Annotated in this window: 19 protein-coding genes; 14 read left to right on the top strand and 5 right to left on the bottom strand. The window is 44.3% G+C overall.

Going from position 1 to position 23,287, the window contains the following annotated elements:
- Nucleotides 1-16: 16 nt before the first annotated feature.
- Nucleotides 17-2,467 carry an ABC transporter permease gene (locus tag OC443_RS20795; RefSeq protein ID WP_073580431.1) on the bottom strand — a complete coding sequence of 817 codons (2,451 nt, stop codon included), beginning with the start codon at nucleotides 2,465-2,467 and terminating at the stop codon, nucleotides 17-19.
- Entirely contained in the window at nucleotides 2,464-3,147 is a 684-nt protein-coding gene (locus OC443_RS20790) for an ABC transporter ATP-binding protein (RefSeq protein ID WP_073580429.1), read from the bottom strand. Before OC443_RS20790 ends, OC443_RS20795 begins: the two co-directional genes overlap by 4 nt.
- On the opposite strand from OC443_RS20790, the gene OC443_RS20785 reads away from it, so the two are divergent.
- Complete coding sequence (locus tag OC443_RS20785) at nucleotides 3,146-3,748, top strand: arylesterase (RefSeq protein ID WP_073580427.1); 603 nt, start codon at nucleotides 3,146-3,148, stop codon at nucleotides 3,746-3,748. The two genes, OC443_RS20790 and OC443_RS20785, sit on opposite strands and share 2 nt — an antisense overlap.
- Before the next feature lie 182 nt (nucleotides 3,749-3,930).
- Nucleotides 3,931-5,157 (top strand): trans-2-enoyl-CoA reductase family protein, encoded by a 1,227-nt coding sequence (locus OC443_RS20780; RefSeq protein ID WP_073580479.1) that lies wholly within the window; start codon nucleotides 3,931-3,933, stop codon nucleotides 5,155-5,157.
- Between the two features lie 150 nt (nucleotides 5,158-5,307).
- On the opposite strand, the gene OC443_RS20775 is transcribed toward OC443_RS20780, so the two are convergent.
- Nucleotides 5,308-6,618, bottom strand: a complete 1,311-nt coding sequence (locus tag OC443_RS20775) for a ferredoxin reductase family protein (protein WP_073580425.1) — start codon at nucleotides 6,616-6,618, stop codon at nucleotides 5,308-5,310.
- 563 nt (nucleotides 6,619-7,181) lie between these two features.
- Between OC443_RS20775 and ovoA the strand changes: the two genes are divergently transcribed.
- The 12 genes from ovoA (at nucleotide 7,182) to OC443_RS20715 (ending at nucleotide 20,274) form a co-directional block, all read left to right on the top strand.
- Nucleotides 7,182-9,296, top strand: a complete 2,115-nt coding sequence (gene ovoA / locus OC443_RS20770; protein WP_073580423.1) for a 5-histidylcysteine sulfoxide synthase — start codon at nucleotides 7,182-7,184, stop codon at nucleotides 9,294-9,296.
- A 53-nt stretch (nucleotides 9,297-9,349) separates the two neighbouring features.
- Entirely contained in the window at nucleotides 9,350-11,173 is a 1,824-nt protein-coding gene (locus tag OC443_RS20765) for a hypothetical protein (RefSeq protein WP_143169237.1), read from the top strand.
- Nucleotides 11,174-11,574: 401 nt separating this feature from the next.
- Entirely contained in the window at nucleotides 11,575-13,434 is a 1,860-nt protein-coding gene (locus OC443_RS20760; protein WP_073580419.1) for a methyl-accepting chemotaxis protein, read from the top strand.
- Nucleotides 13,435-13,586: 152 nt separating this feature from the next.
- The gene (locus OC443_RS20755) at nucleotides 13,587-14,519 is read left to right on the top strand and encodes a sugar ABC transporter substrate-binding protein (RefSeq protein ID WP_073580417.1); all 933 of its coding nucleotides are present in this window, start codon (nucleotides 13,587-13,589) and stop codon (nucleotides 14,517-14,519) included.
- 341 nt (nucleotides 14,520-14,860) lie between these two features.
- Nucleotides 14,861-15,355 carry an Hcp family type VI secretion system effector gene (locus tag OC443_RS20750; RefSeq protein WP_073580415.1) on the top strand — a complete coding sequence of 165 codons (495 nt, stop codon included), beginning with the start codon at nucleotides 14,861-14,863 and terminating at the stop codon, nucleotides 15,353-15,355.
- A 116-nt stretch (nucleotides 15,356-15,471) separates the two neighbouring features.
- Nucleotides 15,472-16,155, top strand: a complete 684-nt coding sequence (locus OC443_RS20745; RefSeq protein ID WP_073580414.1) for a glycoside hydrolase family protein — start codon at nucleotides 15,472-15,474, stop codon at nucleotides 16,153-16,155.
- The gene (locus OC443_RS20740) at nucleotides 16,145-16,912 is read left to right on the top strand and encodes a hypothetical protein (protein WP_073580412.1); all 768 of its coding nucleotides are present in this window, start codon (nucleotides 16,145-16,147) and stop codon (nucleotides 16,910-16,912) included. Before OC443_RS20745 ends, OC443_RS20740 begins: the two co-directional genes overlap by 11 nt.
- An 8-nt stretch (nucleotides 16,913-16,920) precedes the next feature.
- On the top strand, nucleotides 16,921-17,700 hold the full coding sequence (locus OC443_RS20735) for a hypothetical protein (RefSeq protein ID WP_143169236.1): 780 nt from the start codon (nucleotides 16,921-16,923) through the stop codon (nucleotides 17,698-17,700).
- Nucleotides 17,701-17,864: 164 nt separating this feature from the next.
- Nucleotides 17,865-18,641 carry a hypothetical protein gene (locus OC443_RS20730; protein ID WP_143169235.1) on the top strand — a complete coding sequence of 259 codons (777 nt, stop codon included), beginning with the start codon at nucleotides 17,865-17,867 and terminating at the stop codon, nucleotides 18,639-18,641.
- 40 nt (nucleotides 18,642-18,681) lie between these two features.
- Nucleotides 18,682-18,840: a hypothetical protein gene (locus OC443_RS20725; RefSeq protein ID WP_159440310.1), complete on the top strand. Its 159-nt coding sequence runs from the start codon at nucleotides 18,682-18,684 to the stop codon at nucleotides 18,838-18,840.
- Nucleotides 18,837-19,313, top strand: a complete 477-nt coding sequence (locus tag OC443_RS20720; RefSeq protein WP_073580406.1) for an MFS transporter — start codon at nucleotides 18,837-18,839, stop codon at nucleotides 19,311-19,313. Before OC443_RS20725 ends, OC443_RS20720 begins: the two co-directional genes overlap by 4 nt.
- A 277-nt stretch (nucleotides 19,314-19,590) precedes the next feature.
- The gene (locus tag OC443_RS20715) at nucleotides 19,591-20,274 is read left to right on the top strand and encodes a hypothetical protein (protein WP_073580404.1); all 684 of its coding nucleotides are present in this window, start codon (nucleotides 19,591-19,593) and stop codon (nucleotides 20,272-20,274) included.
- A 365-nt stretch (nucleotides 20,275-20,639) separates the two neighbouring features.
- Here OC443_RS20715 and OC443_RS20710 read toward each other — a convergent pair whose 3' ends face one another.
- Together OC443_RS20710 and OC443_RS20705 are read right to left on the bottom strand one after the other, a co-directional pair.
- Nucleotides 20,640-21,551, bottom strand: coding sequence for a GNAT family N-acetyltransferase (locus OC443_RS20710; RefSeq protein WP_073580400.1), 912 nt, complete (start codon nucleotides 21,549-21,551; stop codon nucleotides 20,640-20,642).
- A 185-nt stretch (nucleotides 21,552-21,736) separates the two neighbouring features.
- Nucleotides 21,737-23,131: a sugar porter family MFS transporter gene (locus OC443_RS20705; protein ID WP_073580398.1), complete on the bottom strand. Its 1,395-nt coding sequence runs from the start codon at nucleotides 23,129-23,131 to the stop codon at nucleotides 21,737-21,739.
- Between the last annotated feature and the right edge of the window lie 156 nt (nucleotides 23,132-23,287).

Raw genomic sequence — 23,287 nt, 5'->3', positions numbered from 1 at the left:
TGGATAAGTGAGTAAGTTACTCACTGCTGGGGAAAGTATTCTGTTGATGATTTTTATTATTCAAGTAATGGAATAAGTGAAAGACAACCAGCATGACCATCACACATGCCACCACCGGCTGAAGAATCCACAGCAAATAATGAGGACGGGCTGTTAAATCAAAGCCATAAGAAACCAGCACAGCAACGACGCCGTCGGCACTAAAGCCGGATATCATGCCTGCAGTCAGCGCCAACAGCCCGAATTCAGCCCAGAGCGTCCAGCGCAGACGCTTATCGCTCATCCCAAGAGTGCGATATAACTTCATTTCACTGCGGCGCTGGTCAAGGCTCAGTCTCAGTAAAGTATAAATCAGCAGTAGCCCGGCAAACAGGCTCATGCCGGTCAGGACAGAGACCGCCCAGATAATCCTGTTCAGAATCTGCTGAATCTTCGTGGTGATCCGACGCATATCAATCAGGCTGACAGTCGGAAACTGATGCGCCAGTGCCGACATCTGCCGGACAGAATCTTTTCCGGTCCGGAAACTCAACAACCAGCTGCGGGCCAAAGTGCCGGTCAGATCAGGAGATAAAATAAAGTAGAAATTCGGTTTCAGATCGCGCCAGTCGACGTGACGGATTGAATTAACCTTCGCAATGATCGCCTGATTATTAATACGAAATTCCAGCGAGTCGCCGACCTTTATCTTTAAATCTTCAGCCACACCGGATTCAACCGACACGCCCTGCTCAGGCACCCACTGACCATCGATAATCTGGTTATATACAGGCAGTGACTGTGCCCAGGTAAAATTGACTTCCCGGCGGAAAATATCACTCGCCTGCGCACCACCGGCATAGACTTTGGCATCAGTACCGTTAATTTTATAAAGCCGCCCCCGAACCATAGGAAATAATGGCGAATGCTCAAGCTGCATTGTATCCAGCTGCTGAAGATAATTGTCTTTCTCTTCAGTACTGATATTGATGGCAAATACATTCGGCGCATCCTCAGGGAAGATCCCTGTCCAGTCGGCCAGTAAATCAGTCCGGACGATCCACAGCACAGCAAACAACATCAGAGACAACGCCAGCGCACTTAACTGTATACCGGTCATTAAAGGGGCGCGGCTCATTCTGCGCAGGGCAAGAATAAAGGAAGAAGATAACGGAAATTTCTCCAGCGCTTTTAATACCAAAACACCGGCCCCGGCGCTCAGAATCAGCACCACGGCAATCCCGGCCAGCACCACCCACAGAAAGGTATTCTTGCCGAAAAAGACCGCCACCCCGCACAGCGGAATCAGAAAAAATCCCCAGCGCATAAAGGCGGATAAGGCCGGAGACACGCCACTTTGCAACACTTCTCCGGCTTTCACATGAACCAGCTGATACAGCGAAATTCCAAAACCGGGAACAGCGACCAGTAACAGCACCAGCACAGTCGTCCATAACGGTCCGAACCCTAAATCAGGTAATGGTGAAGGCAGTACGCCGCGCAGCGGAATATGGAGTATCAACTCAAGCAGATACCCGGCCGGTAAACCAATCGCCAGCGCAATACTCAGCAACAGCGCCATCTGAATCAGCAGCCAGTGGCGGATCCATTTTCTGGTCGCACCTAAACTCTTCAGCATCGCCACAGTCTGTTTGCGGGACGCCACATAATTCTGGCAGGTGAACAGCAATGTAATCATAGCGATCAGCACGGTAACCACCACAACCAGCGACAGATAACGCAGCGCGTTTTCAAAAATATCTGAGGTTCTGCCCGAATCACTCACATCCCGCCAGCGCTCAGACGGGCTGAGTGCAGTCGCCGACTTTAACCATGCAATATTTTGATCGGAACTGTTAATAAACAGCCGGTACTGAACCCGGCTGCCCACCGTCACTGTGCCTGTTGCAGCAACATCAGACTGATGGATCAACACCGTTGGCATTTGCCGGAACGGGTTGAAATTCAGCCCCGGCTCTTCAGTGATTTCACCGGTAATTCGCCGCTCCAGATCACCGATAAAAACCGAATCCCCAATGTTTACGTTCAAATCAGTCAGGATTTGCGGATCAAGCCAGACTTCTCCGGGTTTGACATGTGCATGTTCTGATTTGCCGTCGAAAAGCCGGAGCTGTCCACGCAGCGGAAAAGCCTGATCAACCGCCTTCACAAACACCAGCTTCATCCCTTCCCCGCTAAACAGCATGGTTGAGAAGCGGGTCATCAGTGATGTTTCAGCGCCCCGGCGCTCTGTTCTGACGAGCAAAGACTCCGGGACAGGATCGGGTGAAATAAACACCGTATCCGCCATCAGGGTATCTTTGCTTTGATTAACAATCGCCTGCTCCATCCGTGCTGCCACCGCGGACAAAGCAAAAATACTGGTTGTGATTAAAGCCAGGGCCAGAATCACCAGCCACAACTGCCCGTGACGGATTTCTTTCAGACTCCAGCGAATCAGCGAGCGGTTAAATGAAGTCCCTGTCATGACATCATTTCCTCCACCTGACCGGCATGCATTTGCAGCCGGCGCTGACAGCGATCTGCCAGTTGTAAATCATGGGTCACCAGCATCAGTGTCGTCCCTGCTTCTTCATTGAGCTGGAACAGCAGGTCGATCACTTTTTCTGCGGTTGTCTGATCCAGGTTCCCTGTCGGTTCATCAGCAAACAGCAGCGCAGGCCTGAGCATAAATGCTCTGGCAATCGCAACCCGCTGCTGCTCACCACCGGACAACTGTGCCGGTGTATGATGCAGCCGCTCCGATAACCCAACCGCATCAAGTAACCTTTTTGCCCGCTCTGTGTCCTCTTTTTCCCCGCGTAACAGACACGGCAAAGTGACATTCTCTAATGCAGATAAACTTGGTATCAGCAAAAAATTTTGAAAAATGAACCCGACAGACTCACTACGAATCACCGCCCGCTCTTCATCACTCAGGCTCTGCAGCGGCCGGCCAAATAATTTCACTTCACCGGTAACCGGCATATCCAGCCCGGACAGAATTGCCATCAGGGTTGATTTCCCGGCACCGGAGGCTCCGACAATGGCAACGCTTTCTCCGGGAAAAATATCAAAACTCACATCTTTAACAATTGTCAAAGATTGCTGATTCGTAGACACTGTCTTGACCAGTGAACGGGCAGAGATTATAGGGGCGCTTTTCATGATACGTTGGTTATCCTTTTTATGGCTGATTCTTTTTTCATCTCAGGCAACATGTACACAATTACTGATTCTCGGTGACAGTCTGAGTGCCGGTTATCAGATGCCGATTGAGCAGGCCTGGCCCAGTTTATTACCTGATGCTTTAAAAAAACACGACCGGACTGTCAGTGTGATTAACGGCAGTGTGTCCGGCGATACCACCGGCAATGCACTGGCCCGGCTGCCAAAGTTACTTAAACAACATGCGCCGGAATACGTGCTGATCGAACTCGGCGCCAATGACGGTCTCCGTGGCTTTACTCCCAGCATACCAAAGAAAAACTTAGTCAGGATCATTGATTTAATTTCTCAGTCCGGTGGCAAACCGATTCTGATGCAAATCCGGATACCACCGAATTACGGGCAACGCTACAGCCGGTTATTTTCTGCTATTTATACAAATATATCAGATATCAAACAGGTACCGCTGATTCCGTTCTTTCTTGAACAGGTCATTATCCGTCCGGAATGGATGAAAGATGACGGTCTGCATCCGAATGCCAAAGCGCAACCATGGATTGCCGATACCGTTGCCAGACAGATTGCCCCGTTATTAATGTAGCTATACCCAAACAACCTGTATCTTCAAATGGGATGAATATAATCTTCAGACTTCACCAACACCGCTGCATAAAACACCGGATTGATGCATAAAATGGGGGGTTTAATGCCCTGGCTCAAAAAACATTTATACTGTTTACGTTAACGTGAACAAAGTTTCACCACTAACAGGTAAACCAAATGATGCACACAAATTCATTGATTGAGGGAGTTGTTGCAAAACAGGCTCACCCGGCCGGATGTGAGCAGTTTATTCTCCGGCAAATTCAGTATGCTCAGTCTGCTTCTCAGATTCAGCATGGTCCCAAACGGGTTTTAATTCTCGGCTCTTCTTCTGGTCTGGGGCTCGCGGCCCGCATTGCACTGACCTTCGGCGGTGCCGGTGCAAAAACCATCGGGGTTTCTCTCGATACTCAACCCAGAGCAGAAAAATCCGGTAATGCCGGTTACTACAATAACCTCTATTTCAAACAATATGCTGAAAAAGCCGGTTATGAAGCCATCAATATTCAGGGCGATGTCTTCTCTCAGACCACCAAAGATGAAGTGATCGAAGCCATCGAAACTTATTTTGACGGTGAAGTTGATTTGATTATCTACAGCATTGCATCTGGTAAACGCAAACAACCGGATCAGGATGAATACTGGCGTGCCGTTCTCAAACCCACAACCCAGTCAGTCACCTGCCCGGAAATTAATTTCGCCACAGACCTGTGCCATGAAACGACCATCAAACCTGCGACTGAGGATGAAATTCATGCGACCCTGAAAGTCATGGGTGGTGAAGCCTGGGAAAGCTGGGTGGATACACTCATCAATTCTGAATCCATTGCACCGGGTTGCCAGACCATTGCATTTTCTTATGTTGGTTCGCCCCTGACTTATCCGATCTATCTGAACGGGACGCTTGGCATGGCGAAGGTCGACCTTCATCAGACCAGCCACGCGCTCAACCTGAAGCTGGCCAATTTTGATGGCGGCGCTTACGCAGTTGTCTGCAAGGCGCTGATGACCCGTGCCAGTGTGTGTATTCCGGGATTACTGCCTTATCTGATGATGCTCAGCAAAGTACTGGATCAACGGGGAACCAATGAAAATTGTAACCAGCAGATGCAGCGGTTATTTACAGACAAACTTTATGGCCCGCAGGACATTCAGGTTGACAGTGAACGGTTAATCCGGCTGGATGAATATGAATTATCGCCTCAGGTTCAGGAAAGTGTCCGGATGCTGTTGCATGAAATGCGCACGGAGAAACTGACACAACAAAATTATTACCACAAAATGAAAGCTGAATTCATGCAACTGAACGGATTTGGCTGGCAGCAGTCCGATGATGTGACTGAAGATGTGGCAGAGGAAAAAACAGAGTCTGAAGAACCACTTGCCTCACTGCACAAAAGTACCTGAGTGACAAAAATCTGAGTCAAGGCTCAAATATGGCCGGGCCAGACAACCTGAAACGTATCATTCAGATCAATCAGGTGAACCGGATACAAAACAGACTCTGAAATCATCACGCCCTCCCGTCATCAGCTCATCCGGAGGGCGTATGAATATCTAGCGCATCTTAAACAATTCGCGCTGAAATGCTGAAGCAGGTAAACCCCACTGTTGCAACGCTTCGGCCAGTTGCCGGCCGAATGAGTCCGGCCCGCAAAAACTGACATCAAATGATTTTCCGGCCATTTTTTCAGTGATGTCCGGTGCCGATAAAAACACACCTTTATCCGCATCGGATAAATGCAGCTGAATATAATCCAGCTGATCGGTCAGCCGTTTGATTTCTTTGATAAAAAAAGCTTCTTTCTCTGCGCGGACACAATAAAACAGATGAATCAGCTCAGGCCGTTTTTGCCGGCCTGCCTGCCGGTTTAGCCAGTACAAACGGGAGATAAATGGCACAATCCCGATTCCGGCACCCACCCAGACCTGATGGTCTGTTTCCGGAATCTGAAAGTGTCCGTAACCGCCTTCCACCGTCACCGGCTGGCCTGTTTTCAGCGTCTCCACCATATTGCGGGTATAATCTCCCAGCTCTTTCACAGCAAACTCCAGCCGGTTGCCCAGCGGATCATAATTCAGCACGGAGAACGGATGTGGTGATTCACCATCATGAAAATTGAGATAACAGAACTGCCCTTCCCGGTACCGGAGTGACGATGTGAGCTGAACGATAAAATGAATCACCCGGTTTTCGCCTCCGTCCGGCACAAACCGTTCCACATGCGTGACTTCACCAGATACTTTTTTCCTGCTGCCAATTCTGCCACTCAGTGAAAGCAGCGCACTGCCAACGCCAGCCACACAAATCATCACAATCACCGCATCAATCCCTGCCGAAGGCAGGCTCCAGTCCAGAAAGAACACAGAATGAAATGCCCCGGCAATCATCAACAACCCCGCCACTTTGTGAATGTACTTAAACTGCCGGTAGCTGATTAAACTTATCAGGCTGATCAACACAAAGACCAGCAGAATATAAAAAGTATATTCTCCGGTATCTTTGGCCAGTGAATGCCAGTTAATCCCTTCCACTTCGCGGTGATGATGCACTCTTTTTTCAATCCATCCGGCCGCAATCAGCCATTTGGCACTTTTAATCAATAACCAGTGGGCAATCAGTGCGACTGCGGCACCAATGCCCAGTTTTTTGTGAATGGCATATCCTTTATCCAGCCCTTTCACCAGTTTTTCAGTCCACGTAAACCGCACGGCAAGCAAAGAAGCTATGCCCATATACCCTGTCCCTATAATCCCGGTCAGCATAATCAGCTGATATCGCCAGTAATAAAAATTACCGGCATCTTCTAATCCGGATAACAATGCAGGGAACCACAGGACGATGAGTAATAGCGTTAATTTCAGCATCAGCTTCTACCTTCAATCAAATCTGTTGAAAACTAAGTGCCGAATTTAATTGCAGTTTCTTAAGAAAAACTTAAGGAAGATCAATATGAGCCCAATTGAATATAAACAAACGGTAAATTTATCGTACAGATCATAAAAAAGGGGCCATTTGTCAGAATGAATGATAATTCGCTGCCGGAATCGTATTGAGGAGATGCGCTTTCCCCGACGCTCATCATCCGGACAAACTCACCCGCAGGGCGTGAGCTGAAAGGCACATGTCTGCGTCAGGATAATTTGAAAGGTGGGTACATTCCTGCATTCCCTTTTCTTGAACTGTACCTTTCGGCTGCACGCTGAATCCTGCATCTTCAGATTGCTTGGGTATACAGCGAATGAATACCTCATTGCGGCCCTTATCATTATTTTTTACTGATTTACGTCTACACTTTGAATGTATATGCGTAAAAACACTTATACCTGAACCACCTGAAGATAGCTATCTGTCTGCAGCATAGCGACAGGTTTAATATGTGCAGTCGTCATGCCGTCGCTGCCGGGGACCAGCCATTAACGAGGACAATATGAATAAAAAGCTCCCTGTTTCTCCCTGTTTATCCGAAACAGACGTCAGGCACACACGTGAGCAGTTACTGAATTATTTTCATACCACGTATGATGAATATGAATCACTATTTACCCTGCTCGCTTCAGATGAAAGTTTCTATCAAAAACCAATTTCCCTGCGCCATCCGTTGATTTTTTATTACGGACACACCGCAACATTTTTTATCAACAAATTACTGCTGGCTGGTCTGGTTGAAGAGCGGATTAACCCGGAAATGGAATCCATGTTTGCCATCGGGGTTGACGAAATGAGCTGGGATGATCTGGACGAAACCCATTACGACTGGCCGCCGGTTGATGCAGTCAGAGCATACCGGGTGCAGGTTCGCACCAAGGTCGATCAAATTATCCGCACAGCACCGCTGAGCCTGCCGATTGACTGGGCCAACCCATTCTGGGCCGTCATCATGGGAATCGAACATGAGCGTATTCATCTTGAAACCTCTTCCGTGCTCATCCGGCAACATCAGCTGAGCCGGGTAAAAGACAGTCCGGACTGGCCTGTCTGTGAGCACTCAGGTGATGCCCCTGCCAACTATCTGGTGCCTGTCCCCGCTGGCAAAGTCAGCCTGGGCAAAACCTATCATGATCCGGTTTATGGCTGGGACAACGAATACGGGCAACACAAAGCAGAAATCGAGGCATTTCAGGCCAGTGCGTTTCTGGTCTCCAACCGGGAATTTCTCGATTTTGTGGAAGCACAAGGCTACCAGACCGAAGCATACTGGCAGCAGGAAGGATGGGCATGGCGTGAGTACGCTCAGGCAAGCTGTCCGGAATTCTGGGTCGCGGCGGATCATGGCTGGAAGCTGAGGCTGATGACACGGGAGATCCCGCTGCCAATGAACTGGCCGGTGGAAGTCAATTATCATGAAGCCAAAGCATTTTGCCACTGGAAAGCAGGCCAGATAAATCAGCCGGTACGGCTGCCGACAGAAGATGAATGGCACCGGATCGTCGCCCACAGCGATTATCAGCACCTGTTGGCCGACAACCCGGGAGATGCGAACCTGCATTTGCATCACTGGGCATCCAGCTGCCCGGTTGATCATTTTAAACAGGGCGATTTTTATGATGTCGCCGGCAATGTCTGGCAATGGACAGAAACGCCCACTTATCCGTATGAAGGATTCGATGTTCACCCGCTCTATGATGACTTCACAACGCCAACCTTTGACGACCAGCATAACCTGATGAAAGGTGGTTCGTGGATCTCAACCGGCAACGAAGCCCTGCCCTGGTCACGTTATGCTTTCCGGCGACACTTCTTTCAGCATGCCGGGTTCCGCTATGTGGCTGGCGGAGAGATTCCGCAACAAACGGTGTCCCGCTATGAAACCGACAAGTTGCTGTCCGAATATGCTGAATTTCATTATGGTGACAGCTACTTCGGCGTCGCAAACTTTCATCAGGCATTAGCGACACTGGCCCGGCAGGTCATGCATGGCCGTCATACCGGACATGCACTGGATTTAGGCTGCGCCGTTGGCCGCGCTTCATTTGAACTGGCTCAGGACTTCGATCAGGTCACCGGCATTGACTTTTCTGCCCGTTTTATCGATCTGGCGAACCAGTTCAGAGACAGTGGCATTCTGCGTTACAGCCTGATCGATGAAGGAGAGCTGGTCGTCTACCGGGAACGCACGCTGGCCGGGCTGGGCCTGAATGAAACCGCTGGCTGCATTACCTTTCTTCAGGGCGATGCCTGTAATCTGAAACCACATTATCAGGGATATGATCTGGTTCTTGCAGCGAACCTGATTGACCGGCTTTATAGTCCGGAGAAACTATTGAGCTCCCTGTATCAGCGCATCAATCCCAACGGGATTTTGATTCTTGCTTCACCCTACACCTGGCTCGAAGAACACACCAAAAAACACGAATGGATCGGCGGATTTAAAAAAGACGGGGAAAACTTCACCACACTGGACGGGTTAAAAGCAATCCTCGGCCCTCACTTCCGTTTGCTGCAAACCCCGGAACCCATTCCGTTTGTGATCCGGGAAACCAGCCATAAATTTCAGCACACACTCTCCGAAATTACCGTATGGGAGCGAAAAACAACACAGTGATAACCAGCAGTTCACATTACTTCGATCAATCATCAAGCGAATGGATAATCACGATGAACCATGACACCAAACACATTTTTATTCTGATTGCCGGCGCAGTGGAGCCCGTTTGTACTTGTACTATCCCCGGAGAGAAGCAACACGGAGAGAAACGCCCCGGAGAAGCGCAACCCGCCGGGAGCAGCCGGGTGGCACAAAGCTACTGGGAAGATTATCCCCAACTAATCAGAGGATTAAGGCGCTTGTGTGCCGAGCGGTCTAATCTGCTGCTGTTTGATGAACATGGCTGGAGTGGTGATAACACCCAGGCCAATCGTGAAATTGCCGGCGCTTATCTTGCCGACCGGTTATGTGGCAGCAATGGTAAAAAAGCGCACTATGAGGAATATCTGAATCACCGGGTCGCCTTCCATCTGATTGGTCATTCCCACGGCGGAAATGTGCTGAATGAACTGACCAAACGGGCAGCCAGCGCGAGTGAATGGCCGTCTCACTGGGAGATTAAGAGTATTGTTTATCTCTCAACGCCTTTTTTTAAGCATCAGCATCAGCTGAATACCACCCGGCTGCATCAGGACTGCGCCATCATCAACGTCACCAATGACTTTGATCTGACTCAGCGGGTCGTTGCTGATTTTTCCATGTATGATTTGATTGCAGCGATAAAAAGCACGGAGCAGGAAACTCCCGGTTTAAAAGAACACCTGAAATATATTCAGAACGCCCCGCTCCCGTCCTGCTGGTCAAAAGTAAAAGCGGCATTCTCCCACTGCAAACCACTGCAACTGCTGTTGCATCCTGATCATTACCGTCTCCATCCGCGGGATGGACATTCGGTGTTTCAGGAAGCGATGAATGTCCTTGAACATACGGAAGAAGCGCTGTATGAAATTCAGAAAATCGTCTCACAGCTCCATGCCTGCCTGTATTATCCTTCCGATCCGGAACTGCTTGAACTTTCGCCGGGAAAAAGCCGCTATTTGATCACGGATCAACTGTTTGAACAGGCGAATGAACTGACAATGCATCTGCTTCGTCACATCATCCGCATCAAAAAAACACTGATGACTTACCAGCAACGACAAGACTACCGGCTGATTCCGCTGCTTTGTGATCTGAGTGATTCCCTGATTCAGCTGATTGATGTGATAGCGATCGACAAACAGACCACCTCCGGACCTGCTTCTGATTTCCTGTATACACTGATGCTGCATCAAATTGAATCTTTCGACAATACCCGGACATCTCCGAGACACCAGCTGGATTATGAGTTCGCAGAAAAACTGTATCATGTGGACGTCACGCCGGAAGACCCCTACTTCAGCCGGGAACACCTGATTCGTTTCAATCAGTTAACCAAGCAACTGATACAGGCAGAGGCCGACTATGAAGAGCGGAACAGTCAAAAAAACCTGCTCAAATTATTATTGTGTCTGGTCGCGTCACAAAGTGAAATTTCGCCACTGAAAAAAACACTCAGCCAGGTGACTGATCTGCTGACACAGTCTGTGGGCAGTCATCCACACGGCTTGCGGCGACTTATCAGTTCGCTTGCCTGCCGGGGGAAAATCAAGCCACTCTACCAACTGTCAGTCAGGCTGCTGCCGGTGCTGACTACCTATATGACGTTGCTCAGCGAATCTGATATCAGACTGTTGGCACCGGTTGAAAAACAGAAACCCCACAATCCCCGCCATATGATTCCGGGCAGCTTAGAGTATTTTGCGCTGTTTTCTCATTCGGTCAGCCGGCAACAACTCTGGCCTGACATTGAACAGCTGCTGATTCCGTTACTGCCGGCACCGGCGTTTCCGGTTACGGCGACTCAGCCCCGGCAGCAGGTTGTGCCTGATCTGAGTATCGAATACGAACAATAAAACAGTGTTACCCGGGCCTGCTTCCGGCATTGTGAGGACAGATGCAATGCCGGACCGACACAGCCTGTAACAATTTCCGGTAGTCCGGCTCAGCTGACGCATCCGTTACGGGGAACAAAACAGCCATTCGACAGTGATAGTTTACAGTACAGCTTGAGGATGTTTTTTATTGATAATTATCACATTACTGCTCATTCACTGCACGATGATTACCTGAATTTCCCGCGGATATTTCTATCAGTAAAAGCTGATAAACCAAGCCTCTGGCGGTCATTGGCAAAAGATAAAATCGTGAATAAACATCAGGTTGCATTATTCCTGCCTCATGGCGAATTACCTTGCCTACACTATACTTACGTCAATGACAGAGAATGTAGTTTCAGTCAACAGGGTGTTCGACTATGCCAATCAAAAGCTTACAGCCAACATTTACCGTTAAACTCATACTGGTCGTCGTGGCAGCGATATTAGGCGTTGTGGTATTGGCTACCGTTACATGGAGAGGACTGGATAATATTCAACAGTCTTCACAGTTTGTCTTTAAAGTGGGTCACGGTAAAGATCAAATCAGACAGTTACAACTGCGGATGATCCAGCTTCAGAGTCAGGGTGATCAGCAAATCCGGAATATGGAACAGGAAGAAACAGTAAAATTACAGACACTGCTCGACTTTATTGAAGATCCTCAGGCAAGAAAGTATCTGCAGGATATTCAGACAGAGCTGAAAAATTACAGCCGGCAACTGCTGGTTACACATCAGGTCGAACAACAGTTAGGCACAGATGACACCGGGCTTGTCAGTGAACTGAACCGGTCCGGTGCTCAGCTGGAAGAAGCTCTGACCGGGAAACGGAGCGCCCTGCGCCAGCTGACCAAAATGCGTCAGATTGAAAAAGAATTTCTGCTTTCTCCCGGCGCAGAAGCGGTCTCGAAACTGGATTCACAGCTCAAGCAACTGGAACGGGCCGCGAAGCGCGCCCGCGCTTATGTCCCGAACAAGACACTTTTCCAGCAATTCGAACAGCAACTGGAATCGATGAAAGAGCTGGCAATTTCTTATTTCAATCACAATAGCAAACTGAACCAGCTCCAGGAAAAATTCGGTACATTAGTCATCGACACGCTCAACTACATGGAAAATGATTTGCAGGTCGTCGCGCAGCAATATTCTGATGATACGGTGAAAAAAGCCGAATTGAGCCTGTTGATCGGCACGCCACTGCTGGCGATTACGCTGATGCTCATGCTGGCGTGGATTGGTTTGGGTGTCCGGCGTAACCTGAGTCAGGTGGTTGATCTGATGAAAGCCATTGCCGGTGGTAACCTGACTCACCGGCTGCACCCAAACCGGGAAAGAAACGATGAATTCGACCAGCTGGCCGACATGGCAAACCAGATGGCTACCGATTTGCAGGAAATCATTCACCGGGTGGTTTCTACAGGCCAGAGGCTGACTCAGATGTCAGAACAGCTGGATAAATCCATCAATACAATTGCTGAGGCCAATACTGAGGTTTCCGGGCAAAGCTCGACGCTGGCCTCTTCCACCGAAGAAATCAGCGTTACCACCGATGAAGTGGCTTCAACCGGTGGGAATCTGTCTTCGCTGTCCAAAGATGTACACACCATCGCCAACACCAATGAACGCTTAATCAAAGAAGCTGTGGAAGCGCTGGACAATGCCTCTGAGCGGGTCGGCAAAGCCAACAGCAGCCTGGGCGAACTGGCTGAGAAATCGCAGAGCATCGATCAGGTGGTGGAACTGATTAACGGCATCACAGAACAGACCAACCTGCTGGCTTTAAATGCTGCCATAGAAGCAGCACGGGCCGGTGAAGCCGGGCGCGGCTTTGCCGTGGTTGCCGATGAGGTCAGAGGGCTGGCAACACACACGGTAAAAGCAACATCGCAGATTACTGCGACCGTTGAGGCCATTCAGCAGCAGGTCAAAGAAGTCACCAATACGGTACGCGGAGGTTCTGAAGGCGTTACTCAGGCGACATCACTGGGGAAAGATGTTCATCAGGCCACGCAGACGATTGAAACACGCAGTGATGAAGTTTCAGAGGCCGTTCAGCAACTGGTGGTCGCCATTTCAGAGATTGCAGCAACCAGCCGGGATATGGCCAGCCGTATGGATTTAATCGCTAAAAATGTTGATGCCAACCGTGAGGCAACCCAGCAGATATTAGGGGTTGTGGAAACCATAAATTCTGATGCACACGAACTGGACAGACTGACCCGGCGTTTTACCTACTAGCTGCTGGAACAATCATCCGTTGTCAACTATATGTTTGTAGTCCATAGGTTGAACGTGGAACCTTTAACGTGAACATCAACCCGAATCGCAAGGAAGAGTGATTGCGATTTAATACGCAGTGAAAAAAGCCTAGATTCCGAGGGAGTAACAAGATGCATGTATTCAAACAATTCATTCGATCAACAACTGCAATATTTATGACCCTGCTGATGTTAACGGGGTATGCTCAGGCAGAGCGATATATCTATGTCACCCACGGTCAGGTTGGTGACTCTTTCTGGGATGTCGTGAAAAATGGTGCAGAGACGGCCGCCAAAGAGCTCGGGGTCACTCTGGATTATCGTTCGCCCGCTAAATTCAGCGGCGCTGAGATGGCAAAAATGATCAATGAGGCTGCTGCTGGCAAGCCGGACGGGATCGTTGTTTCCATCCCTGATGCAGATGCATTAGGCGATGCGATTCAGGGCGCTGTTGCCAAGGGAATTCCGGTCATTTCAATAAACTCCGGAGAAGATTTTTCCAGTGAATTTGGTGCCATCATGCATATCGGCCAGAGTGAATACGCCGCTGCCGAAAAAGCGGGAATATTCATGAAAAAAGAAGGGGTGAGTAAAGGCGTTTGTGTCAACCAGGAACCGGATAACGTCGGCCTGACCGCCCGCTGTGACGGATTTATTGAGGGTCTTGAAGGTGAAGGTGAAGTGTTGAATGTCTCCACCGATCCGGCTCAGATTGAATCGGCGGTTGCAGCCTATCTGAAGAGCAATCCGGATGTAAATGGCGTGCTGACTCTGGCAACACTGGCTGCCGGTCCGGCCCAGAAAGCAATTATGCAGGCTAACAGCAAAGCAAAACTGGCCACATTCGACTTATCCGCCGATGTGCTGCAAAGCATCTCTCAGGGCAAAATCCTGTTCGCACTCGACCAGCAACAATATCTGCAAGGTTACATGCCGCTGGTCATTCTGCACAACTACAACCGGGCAGCATTATTACCCTCTGAAAACGTTCAGACCGGCCCGAATATGATTACGCAGGATAAAGCCGATGCCGTAATCAGCTACACCAAGCAAAAAATGCGCTAAGCTTAGCAAGTTAACTCTGGTCATGGGAACGACCGGAAAAGCCCTGCCCGTACCCCGGGCGGGGCTTTTTATTGGCCGGAAACAAGACTGAGAGACTGTGAAGTCTTGGCATAAATAAACACTTTCTGCACCCATCAGGCAATCAGTCATCACACCGGGCATCAATCCCATGAATCATAATACAATCCGCCGGATGTCTATTGACAATTAACTCATGAAACGTATACAAAACTTTTGGGGTGGGTATCAATTTACAGCATAATTTCATAAGGAAAAGATAGACATAAAACTTATTGATAAATAAAATAGAGCCATTTTCCAAACTATGAGACAAACATCAGATGGCACACGTAGCATACATCACCATTAATGGTGAAAAACAAGGCATGATCTCCAGCGGCTGTAACACCAAAGATTCTATGGGAAATAAGTATCAGGAAACTCATGCGGATGAGATTACTGTGCTGGAGTGTTCTCACCTCATGACAAAAGATCCTCAGCAACACAGCAAAGAACATTCCCCTATTTCAATCACCAAAAATATTGATAAAGCCAGTCCTTTGCTTGCCACTGCATTTGCCAAACAAGAGCACGTTGATTGTACCCTTAACTTTTACCGGACCAATGAACAGGGCTATAACGAAAAATTCTATTCTATTGAATTAAAGAAAGCTGTTATTTCCAGCCTGCGGTTTATGCTTCCTCATACGGTTCAGGAAAATGAACAGGAAATGTATGAAGAACTGGAATTGAGCTACAAAGAAATTATCTGGAATCATAATGTATCCGGCACAATGGGCTATGATAACTGGGACCAAGGCGGCTGGTTAGAGTAAAAATTCATATATATTAAGATGAGAAATAACTCCCCTTATATCTTTAATTTCTCATCTTAATAATATTTTTTAACTGACATCAATGATATTACATAAGTAATCGGAAGAATTATTTTATGGCAACAACAGCAGAAAAGAAAATTCTAAGAAAAAAATTAGAGAAATATGAAGGTCGCATTGACTATATTTACAAAGATTCTGTGGGAAATTTAACAATCGGTGTCGGACATTTACTAAAGGATATTGATGCAGCCCAAAAGATAAATTTCATTCATCAGTCTGATGGAAAAAAAGCCACAAAAGATGAGATAAAAAAAGACTATGATGAAGTCAAAAAACAGACATATATTCCTGAGGAAACTGCCGCTAGTAAATATAAACAACATACTAAATTAAAAATATCGTCAGATACTATTGATAGCCAAACCAATGACCATATAGCTTCTTTCGAAAAAGAATTAAAAAGACTATATGGTTCATCAAAGTTTGATAAATTTCCTTCCGATGTAAAATTGGCTCTCTTCGATATGATCTTTAATCTTGGTATGACTACCTTGAAAAAAGATTTCCCAAATTTCAATAAAGCAATCAAAGCGAACAATTGGGCACAAGCAGCAAAAGAATCCCACAGAAAAACAGTAAATGATTCACGTAATAAATATGTAAAAGATAAGCTAAATAAAGCGGCTCAATCAAAGAAAGCAAAAGAAACTGCAAGTAATTTGAAGTCAAAAAAAGATGAAAAAATAATGAAAGATTATTCTGATAAATCAAAATCAAGAAAAAAAAATGAAAAATAGATTTATATTTAAAATACTAAGTCTCAGTGTATTGCTTATCAATTCTGGATGCTCAAATAAACAAGACAAATTTCCAGTATTTATTAATACTGGGTTAAGTGTTAAATATCGCTTAGACAATTCAGAAGATGTTATTTCTTTAAACGATCAATTTTCTGCTATTTGGAGCGATGATATGTCTTTTATTGTTCAGCCAAATAGTAAAGAATCACAATCAAATAGTAGTAAATTTAAAGTGAACAGCTGTGAATCTATGCTGATTGCTCGCAAAAATAACTATGATTTAATCGATATCCCTTCATCTGGCCCATACAATGCAATGTATATTAAATGTCAAGCCATAAATCTTGTTATCAATAAAATAAAAAAATCAGAAATAAGCCATATTCATGACTATATTTTAGATGAAAACTCTGTTACCTATTTACCAAAACAAATAGCCTTAATCACCTCTAGTTCTAGATACAAAAGTTTAATGGCAGATCAAAAATTAAAGACAATTAATGATGTTAATCATATTATAAATATAAAGCAGTTAAATAATAATACAATAAGTTTTTCTAATGATAATGCAAGTAGACAAAAAATATCTATTCTGGCAAAAGGTGACTTCAACCATGATGCTATTGAAGATATAATGCTCAGTGTGAGTAATTCGGTAATTGGTGGTTCATATACCTCCTATTATTTATATATACTGACGAAAACGGAAAAAGATGGTGATTGGATTGTACTGGATGAGTATCCTAATAACTAGATTAAAATATGACTATTGAAAATATTAAAAAATATTTTTTAAACGTAATAAAGTCTGGTATCCCGTTTCTTCTCTTGGGTTGTACATCAGGCAAGACTAATATGGGAATACCGGTATTTATAGCTCCAGCTGTTGACATTACAAGTTATATACATGATGTAAATCATATTCCTAAACTTGAAGAGCAAATACACTCCCTATGGACTAATGACTATAATTTCAAAGTGTCAAAATATAGTGATAAAAATAGCTCCAAACCAGAAGTAGTTAATAATTGTAAGTCAATGCTGAATTTATATCCAATGGGTTTCCGTCCTACATATATTCCAGATACTGACATTTATAATTATTTATATGCAAAATGTAAATCAATAGATATATCACTTAATATTTACCCATCAAGTAATTCATATGTGGCAAATTTTAAACTCAACACCGAGGGAGTGAAGAACCTACCTAAAAATATTGCTTTCATTCCTTCCACATCAGAATATAAAGATATCCACAGCAATGAAAAAATAAAAATATTGGAAGAAGTCAATCATATAATAAAAGTCACTCAGAAAAGTAACTTAAGAGTAATAGCAGAAGATAATAGTGGTGGTATACAAGATATTTCAATTCTGGCTAAAGGTGATTATAATCATGATAATATCGAGGATATCATGTTTAAAGTCAGTAATTCGGTAATTGGTGGTTCATATACCTCCTATTATTTATATATACTGACGAAAACGGAAAAAGATGGTGATTGGATTGTACTGGATGAGTATCCGAAACATTCATAATGGGTATGAAAGTCGTGGAAGCACCTCCCTTAGAAGCAAAAATTAGTGCCGATATATCTTTGTCACCTTCTATATTTAAAAACAAGTAGATAGCATGAATGTTCGGTAATTATTGAGCCCATTAAAAATAAATTGTATGATGATGTTGCAATAAAAAGTTATTTATGAAAAAAATAAATCAAAGAGTAATATTTAATAAAACACAACACTTCATTTATAGTATAAATTTCATGCTATTTATTTTTAGTAGCAATGCCTTCAGTACACCCTCAAATAGTGACAATTCTACTCTATTCGTGAACCCGGAAGTCAGCATTGAAGCTTATATCTCTGACAACAGTAAAATCGATAGTTTAAAAGATCAACTCTCTGCAAAGTGGAATTTCAATATTAATGTACAAAAACAGGGGCAACATAAAATAGTCAATAACTGTGAATCCACGTTAGCGGCTTATATCCATGGATTCCGCCCCGTCAGACAATCTGAATTTGGCGCTTATCAATATTCTTACATCCAGTGCCAATCAATTGATCTGATAACCCAAATGACATCACCGACAAAATCATATATCCAAAGAATTAATCTGGATAAACATACACTTAATTTAGTTCCTGCTTCTGTTGGAGAAGTAATCTCTAATGATGATCAGCGAAAAATTAATAAGTATCCGGCAATGACACTTGGAGAATTTACCCATATCACAAAAGTAACGCAAAAAGATAATTATTCTGTTGAGATTGAAGATGACAGTGATGGTATCCAATATATGACTATTTTAGCCAAAGGGGATTTTAATGGTGATCATATTGAGGACTTATTATTAAGTGTCAATAACCAGGTAAAAGAAGGTTCATACAATACATATAATCTATATATATTAACTAAAACACATAAGAATGGCGTTTGGGAAATAGTAACTAAATTTCCGGAACCACATTAGTTAAATATCAGCGAATAGCTCATTCAGGATAAAATTACTTATGCAAACCTTACAAGATCCACTCGACAATTATTTCAAAATTACAGATAAGCTAGTAAAAAAAATGAGTGAAGAAGAGATAAGAAATGAAGTTAATAACTCCATAAATAGAAAAATAAACGAGCAGTGGATCCCACAAATTAGAGGCATCTCTTGGTGAATACAAAAAAAATACAAATAGAAGTAACTCCATCACAAAGAGTCACTACGATGATTTTATCTGGATTTTTTTCAATCAGCAGCCTTGTTTACTTTTCTGTAAATTTCTATTCTCTTATCAACTCAATGATAAATAATCATCCTGTAATTTATTTTAATAAATCACCAATGATGTTTTTAGGATGTGGCTTATTTATATTTGCTATTTTTTTGATGACCATTTTTACAAATAAACTATATCATAGGTTTGTTTTAATAGTCAGAGTTATATTCCTTTCTAGCTTTGCTATTACATTTATATTTCCATATGTATTAGGAACATATGTTGATGGCTTTATAAATGAAAATAATTATATCTATTGCTCAGAAGCATCGACACATCGAGGTAAGTTTATTGAATACGTTTATACAAATAATACAAAAAATTGTGAAAAAGAAACAGAAATAAAGCAAAAAGAATATGAAAGTCTTTAATTAAACTAAATGCGAATTTTATCATCAATATTATACGTACCTGTTTAAATCACTTTTTATTAATTGAAACATGTTCTCTTTCATGAACCATACATCCTATAATTTATAGATATTAACGAAGTTAGACACATTCTTAATATTTTTTTTAACTGGACAGTCAAAAGACGGACCAACTCATTCGGGCTAAAGGAAAATGATACACAGAAGAATCAAATATTTATGTCTTATTCTATTAGTGATAATTTGTGGATGTTCAAACACAGCAGATGAATTTTCAGTGTTTATCAATTCTGAGTTAAATATCAAATATCGTTTGTACAATTCAGAAGATGTTATTTCTTTAAACGATCAATTTCCTGCTATTTGGAGCGATGATATGTCTTTTATTGTTCAGCTAAATAGTAAAGAATCACAGCCTAATAGTAGCAAATTTAAAGTGAATAGCTGTGAATCTATGCTGATTGCTCATAAAAATAACTATGATTTAATCGACATCCCTTCATCTGGCCCATACAATGCGATGTATGTAGACTGTCAGGCCATGTTTCTTATCATCAACGAATCCAAGCCTTATACCAAAAGTTATATTCAGGATTATGTTTTAAATAAGACAAATATACAGACACTCCCCAAGGATATGGCTTTAATTATTTCAACATCTACATATAATGATATCCACACAGATAAAAAAATAAAAATATTAGAAGAAGTTAACCATATTGTAAATATCACTCAAAAAAATAAACTAACATCCATTGCAGAAGACGATAGTGGTGGAGTTCAGGAAATATCCATTCTGGCAAAAGGTGACTTCAACCATGATTCTATTGAAGATATGATGCTCAGTGTGAGTAATTCGGTAATTGGTGGTTCATATACCTCCTATTATTTATATATACTGACGAAAACGGAAAAATATGGTGACTGGATTGTACTGGATGAGTATCCGAAGCATTCTTAACAACAGCATGAGAATTTTATAGTGAAAACCAGAAAAATGATCATTGTGAAAAAGGAAATATCCCTTGGTAAAAGAATACTGGGTTCTCTCTTTTTTCTGAGTCTCTCTTTAATTTCATTACTCATGTTTTCATTCGCAATGTATCGCCTCATGGATTCGATGATCAATCATAAAAAAGTGATTGTATTCAGCAAGTCTCCAATGTATTTATTGGGTGGTGTGTCAATAATGTTTATTAGTTTCATCTTAGTATTATTTTCAAACCAAGATCAGATTGTTAACGTAGACAGAGAAATAAAATTTACCTAAACAACCTGAAGATACGGGTTTCAGTGAGATTTATCAGAAACCAAAGTATCCGATATTCACCACACCTTATGCCATACCTCATCAAACGTTGTATCAACCTGAAAACCAATATCAAGATAAAACCTCTGATCCGAACCAACATACATCCGGTTTGTACCCAGCGACCGGACCTGATTCATTGCCGCATAGAGTAATGCTTTCCCTAACCCTTTTCTGCGATATTTTGGAATTGTGCCAACGGGTTCAAAGATAGCGATATGATTAAGGGCATCATGCCAGACAGTCGCGAATGCTGCGATTTCACCTGTGGGAGAAAGCACCGCAAAATCCATTTCCGGCCGGTAATCCGGTGCGGTTCGCATCGATTGATAGCCCCGGATGCGTTGCGGCAGATCCGCAAAATCTTCATCATCGGTATGCCGGAAAGCCCGGCCATGTGCCTGTCCCTGCTGTTCAGCCGTGAACTGATGTGCATTGACGATCTGAAAACCCGGCGGTATCTTAACCGGCAGGTCCGCATCAAGATCCATAAAGGTACTGACCTCGATCCCTTTTTGCTGCACATAACCTTTGCGCTCAAGTATCGCGTGCAGTTGCCAGTCCCGATTCGCCCGGAGTGATACTTTCCTCTGATTCTCTTTCACGACAGATAACTTTTCTTCCGCAAAATCCAGCATGTCTGCGATCAGTTCCGGGCAAAATTCAATATTCCCCAGCTGAAAATAAGCTTCTCCGGCACCACTTCCTTCACCATTGACGACAGCAATAATCTCGTTGTGTTCGTCTGTCCAGAGACAAAGGTTATCCGCCCAGCGCTGCTGACTGTCCAGAAAAACCTGCGCGAAATAACGGCAAAAGTTCCAGCGTTCAATCAACCAGTTTTGCTGTGAATAAGTACGGGAAGTCTGTAAAAAATCTCTGATACGGATGAAGTCATCATCTCTGAATGCGTTCCTGACATATTTCATAATTTGTCCATCGTGATTATTCTCATTTGCTACAGACATCATAAAGATGAATACTAAAGAAACAAATCATATGAAAACAAATAGTTAGAAGCATCACAGAAATACAAAAAAAGACAAAACCCTGCAATCACCGGAATAAAAGCAGGGTTTCCGTTCTGTGAATCAGGTGAGCGATTCAGCAATCATTAATGCAATGCCACCGTTTCCTTCTGCCCGGCCGGTTGACGGTGCCAGATTTTTTCCAGCTGTTCCAGCGATTTTCCTTTAGTTTCCGGTACCCAGCGGTAAACAAAATAGACGGTGAAAATCCCCATCACCCCATAGAGCCAGAATGGAAATCCACCGTTAAATTGCTGATAAATGATGCTGTGTTCATCATTCATCATCGGGAAAGTTTGCGACACTGCAAAATTTGCGGCCCATTGCGCAAATACAGCAATAGAAAGCGCTTTGGAGCGGATGTGATTCGGGAAGATTTCGGCCAGTAACACCCAGGTCACCGGACCAAGCGACAGCGCAAAGGCTGCAATATACAGCAACATAAAAATCAACAGATAACCGCCAATTGCATCCAGATAGGCTGCCGAACCAATTGCCAGCATACTCACGCCCATCAACCCAGCGCCTGTCATCATTAAAGGCCGGCGGCCAAATTTGTCGACGGTATAAATTGCCAGCACGGTAAAGCTTAAATTCACAGCGCCCACCAGAATAGTTTGCAGCAGCGCGATATCCGTGGTGGAATCACTGAATCCTTTGAGAATCACTGGTGCGTAATAAAGGAAGACATTAATGCCGGTCACCTGTTGTAACACACTCAGCATGATGCCAATGACTAATACCGCCAGAAACCCGCTGGCAATAATTCCCGGATGTGCCTTTGCTTCCAGTGACTGTTTAATATCCTGCCACTGCGCGGTGACAGACTCATGCTGATGAATCGCTTTCAGCAATGCCAGGGCTTCTCTATCACGACCTTTCAGTGCCAGCCAGCGCGGAGTTTCCGGAACGGTAAACAACAAGAGTAAAAACAGCGTGGCCGGAATCGCCTCTGAAGCAAACATATAGCGCCAGCCTGATGTCCAGAGCCAGGTGTCTGAGCCCATCAGGGCAATACCATAGTTGACAAAATACACCACCAGCATGCCAAAAATAATCGCAAACTGATTACAGGCCACCAGCCCGCCCCTGCGGTGAGGGGGTGATACTTCAGCAATGTACATCGGCGACACCATTGAGGCGATACCAACGCCCACACCACCGATAATGCGATAGATCACAAAGGTCCAGTAATTCTCCGGAATCGCAGACCCGATTGCTGAAATCAGAAACAGTAATGCAGCAAGGAATAAAGCGCCCCGGCGCCCTCCCCGGCTGCTGGTATAACCGGATAACAATGCGCCAATCACACAACCGATTAATGCCGATGATGCCGCAAACCCGAGTTCTGCCGCGGTTAATTGAAAATAAGACTGCAATGCTTCCGTCGCACCGGAAATCACAGCCGTATCATATCCGAATAATAATCCCCCCAGCGCAACCACCAGAGTTAAATGTAAAATATTCGTACCAGGCTTCATTTTTTATCTCTTTTATAAATGTAGGGTAAATATATATTGGTTTATCAATTAATCTTTTTAATATCATGAAATTTATTAATGCCTTTATGTAATTTAACGAATGTGACTCTGCATACAGTTTGAATATCCGGCTCAGAAAAAGAATCAATTTGATAT

This window comes from Vibrio quintilis (assembly GCF_024529975.1).
GTDB lineage: Bacteria > Pseudomonadota > Gammaproteobacteria > Enterobacterales > Vibrionaceae > Vibrio > Vibrio quintilis.
The sequence above is the reverse complement of the archived record's forward strand: the minus strand, read 5'-3'. Positions and strand labels throughout refer to the sequence as shown.

Bases quoted from the DNA above. Each gene is read 5' to 3' on its own strand.
- OC443_RS20795 (WP_073580431.1), bottom strand. From the start codon at position 2,467: ATGACAGGGACTTCATTTAACCGCTCGCTGATTCGCTGGAGTCTGAAA.
- OC443_RS20740 (WP_073580412.1), top strand. From the start codon at position 16,145: ATGAAAAATAGATTTATATTTAAAATACTAAGTCTCAGTGTATTGCTT.
- OC443_RS20750 (WP_073580415.1), top strand. From the start codon at position 14,861: ATGGCACACGTAGCATACATCACCATTAATGGTGAAAAACAAGGCATG.
- OC443_RS20705 (WP_073580398.1), bottom strand. From the start codon at position 23,131: ATGAAGCCTGGTACGAATATTTTACATTTAACTCTGGTGGTTGCGCTG.
- OC443_RS20785 (WP_073580427.1), top strand. From the start codon at position 3,146: ATGATACGTTGGTTATCCTTTTTATGGCTGATTCTTTTTTCATCTCAG.
- OC443_RS20730 (WP_143169235.1), top strand. From the start codon at position 17,865: ATGAAAAAAATAAATCAAAGAGTAATATTTAATAAAACACAACACTTC.
- OC443_RS20745 (WP_073580414.1), top strand. From the start codon at position 15,472: ATGGCAACAACAGCAGAAAAGAAAATTCTAAGAAAAAAATTAGAGAAA.
- OC443_RS20755 (WP_073580417.1), top strand. From the start codon at position 13,587: ATGCATGTATTCAAACAATTCATTCGATCAACAACTGCAATATTTATG.
- OC443_RS20780 (WP_073580479.1), top strand. From the start codon at position 3,931: ATGCACACAAATTCATTGATTGAGGGAGTTGTTGCAAAACAGGCTCAC.
- OC443_RS20775 (WP_073580425.1), bottom strand. From the start codon at position 6,618: ATGCTGAAATTAACGCTATTACTCATCGTCCTGTGGTTCCCTGCATTG.
- OC443_RS20760 (WP_073580419.1), top strand. From the start codon at position 11,575: ATGCCAATCAAAAGCTTACAGCCAACATTTACCGTTAAACTCATACTG.
- ovoA (WP_073580423.1), top strand. From the start codon at position 7,182: ATGAATAAAAAGCTCCCTGTTTCTCCCTGTTTATCCGAAACAGACGTC.
- OC443_RS20735 (WP_143169236.1), top strand. From the start codon at position 16,921: ATGACTATTGAAAATATTAAAAAATATTTTTTAAACGTAATAAAGTCT.
- OC443_RS20790 (WP_073580429.1), bottom strand. From the start codon at position 3,147: ATGAAAAGCGCCCCTATAATCTCTGCCCGTTCACTGGTCAAGACAGTG.
- OC443_RS20710 (WP_073580400.1), bottom strand. From the start codon at position 21,551: ATGAAATATGTCAGGAACGCATTCAGAGATGATGACTTCATCCGTATC.
- OC443_RS20765 (WP_143169237.1), top strand. From the start codon at position 9,350: ATGAACCATGACACCAAACACATTTTTATTCTGATTGCCGGCGCAGTG.
- OC443_RS20725 (WP_159440310.1), top strand. From the start codon at position 18,682: ATGCAAACCTTACAAGATCCACTCGACAATTATTTCAAAATTACAGAT.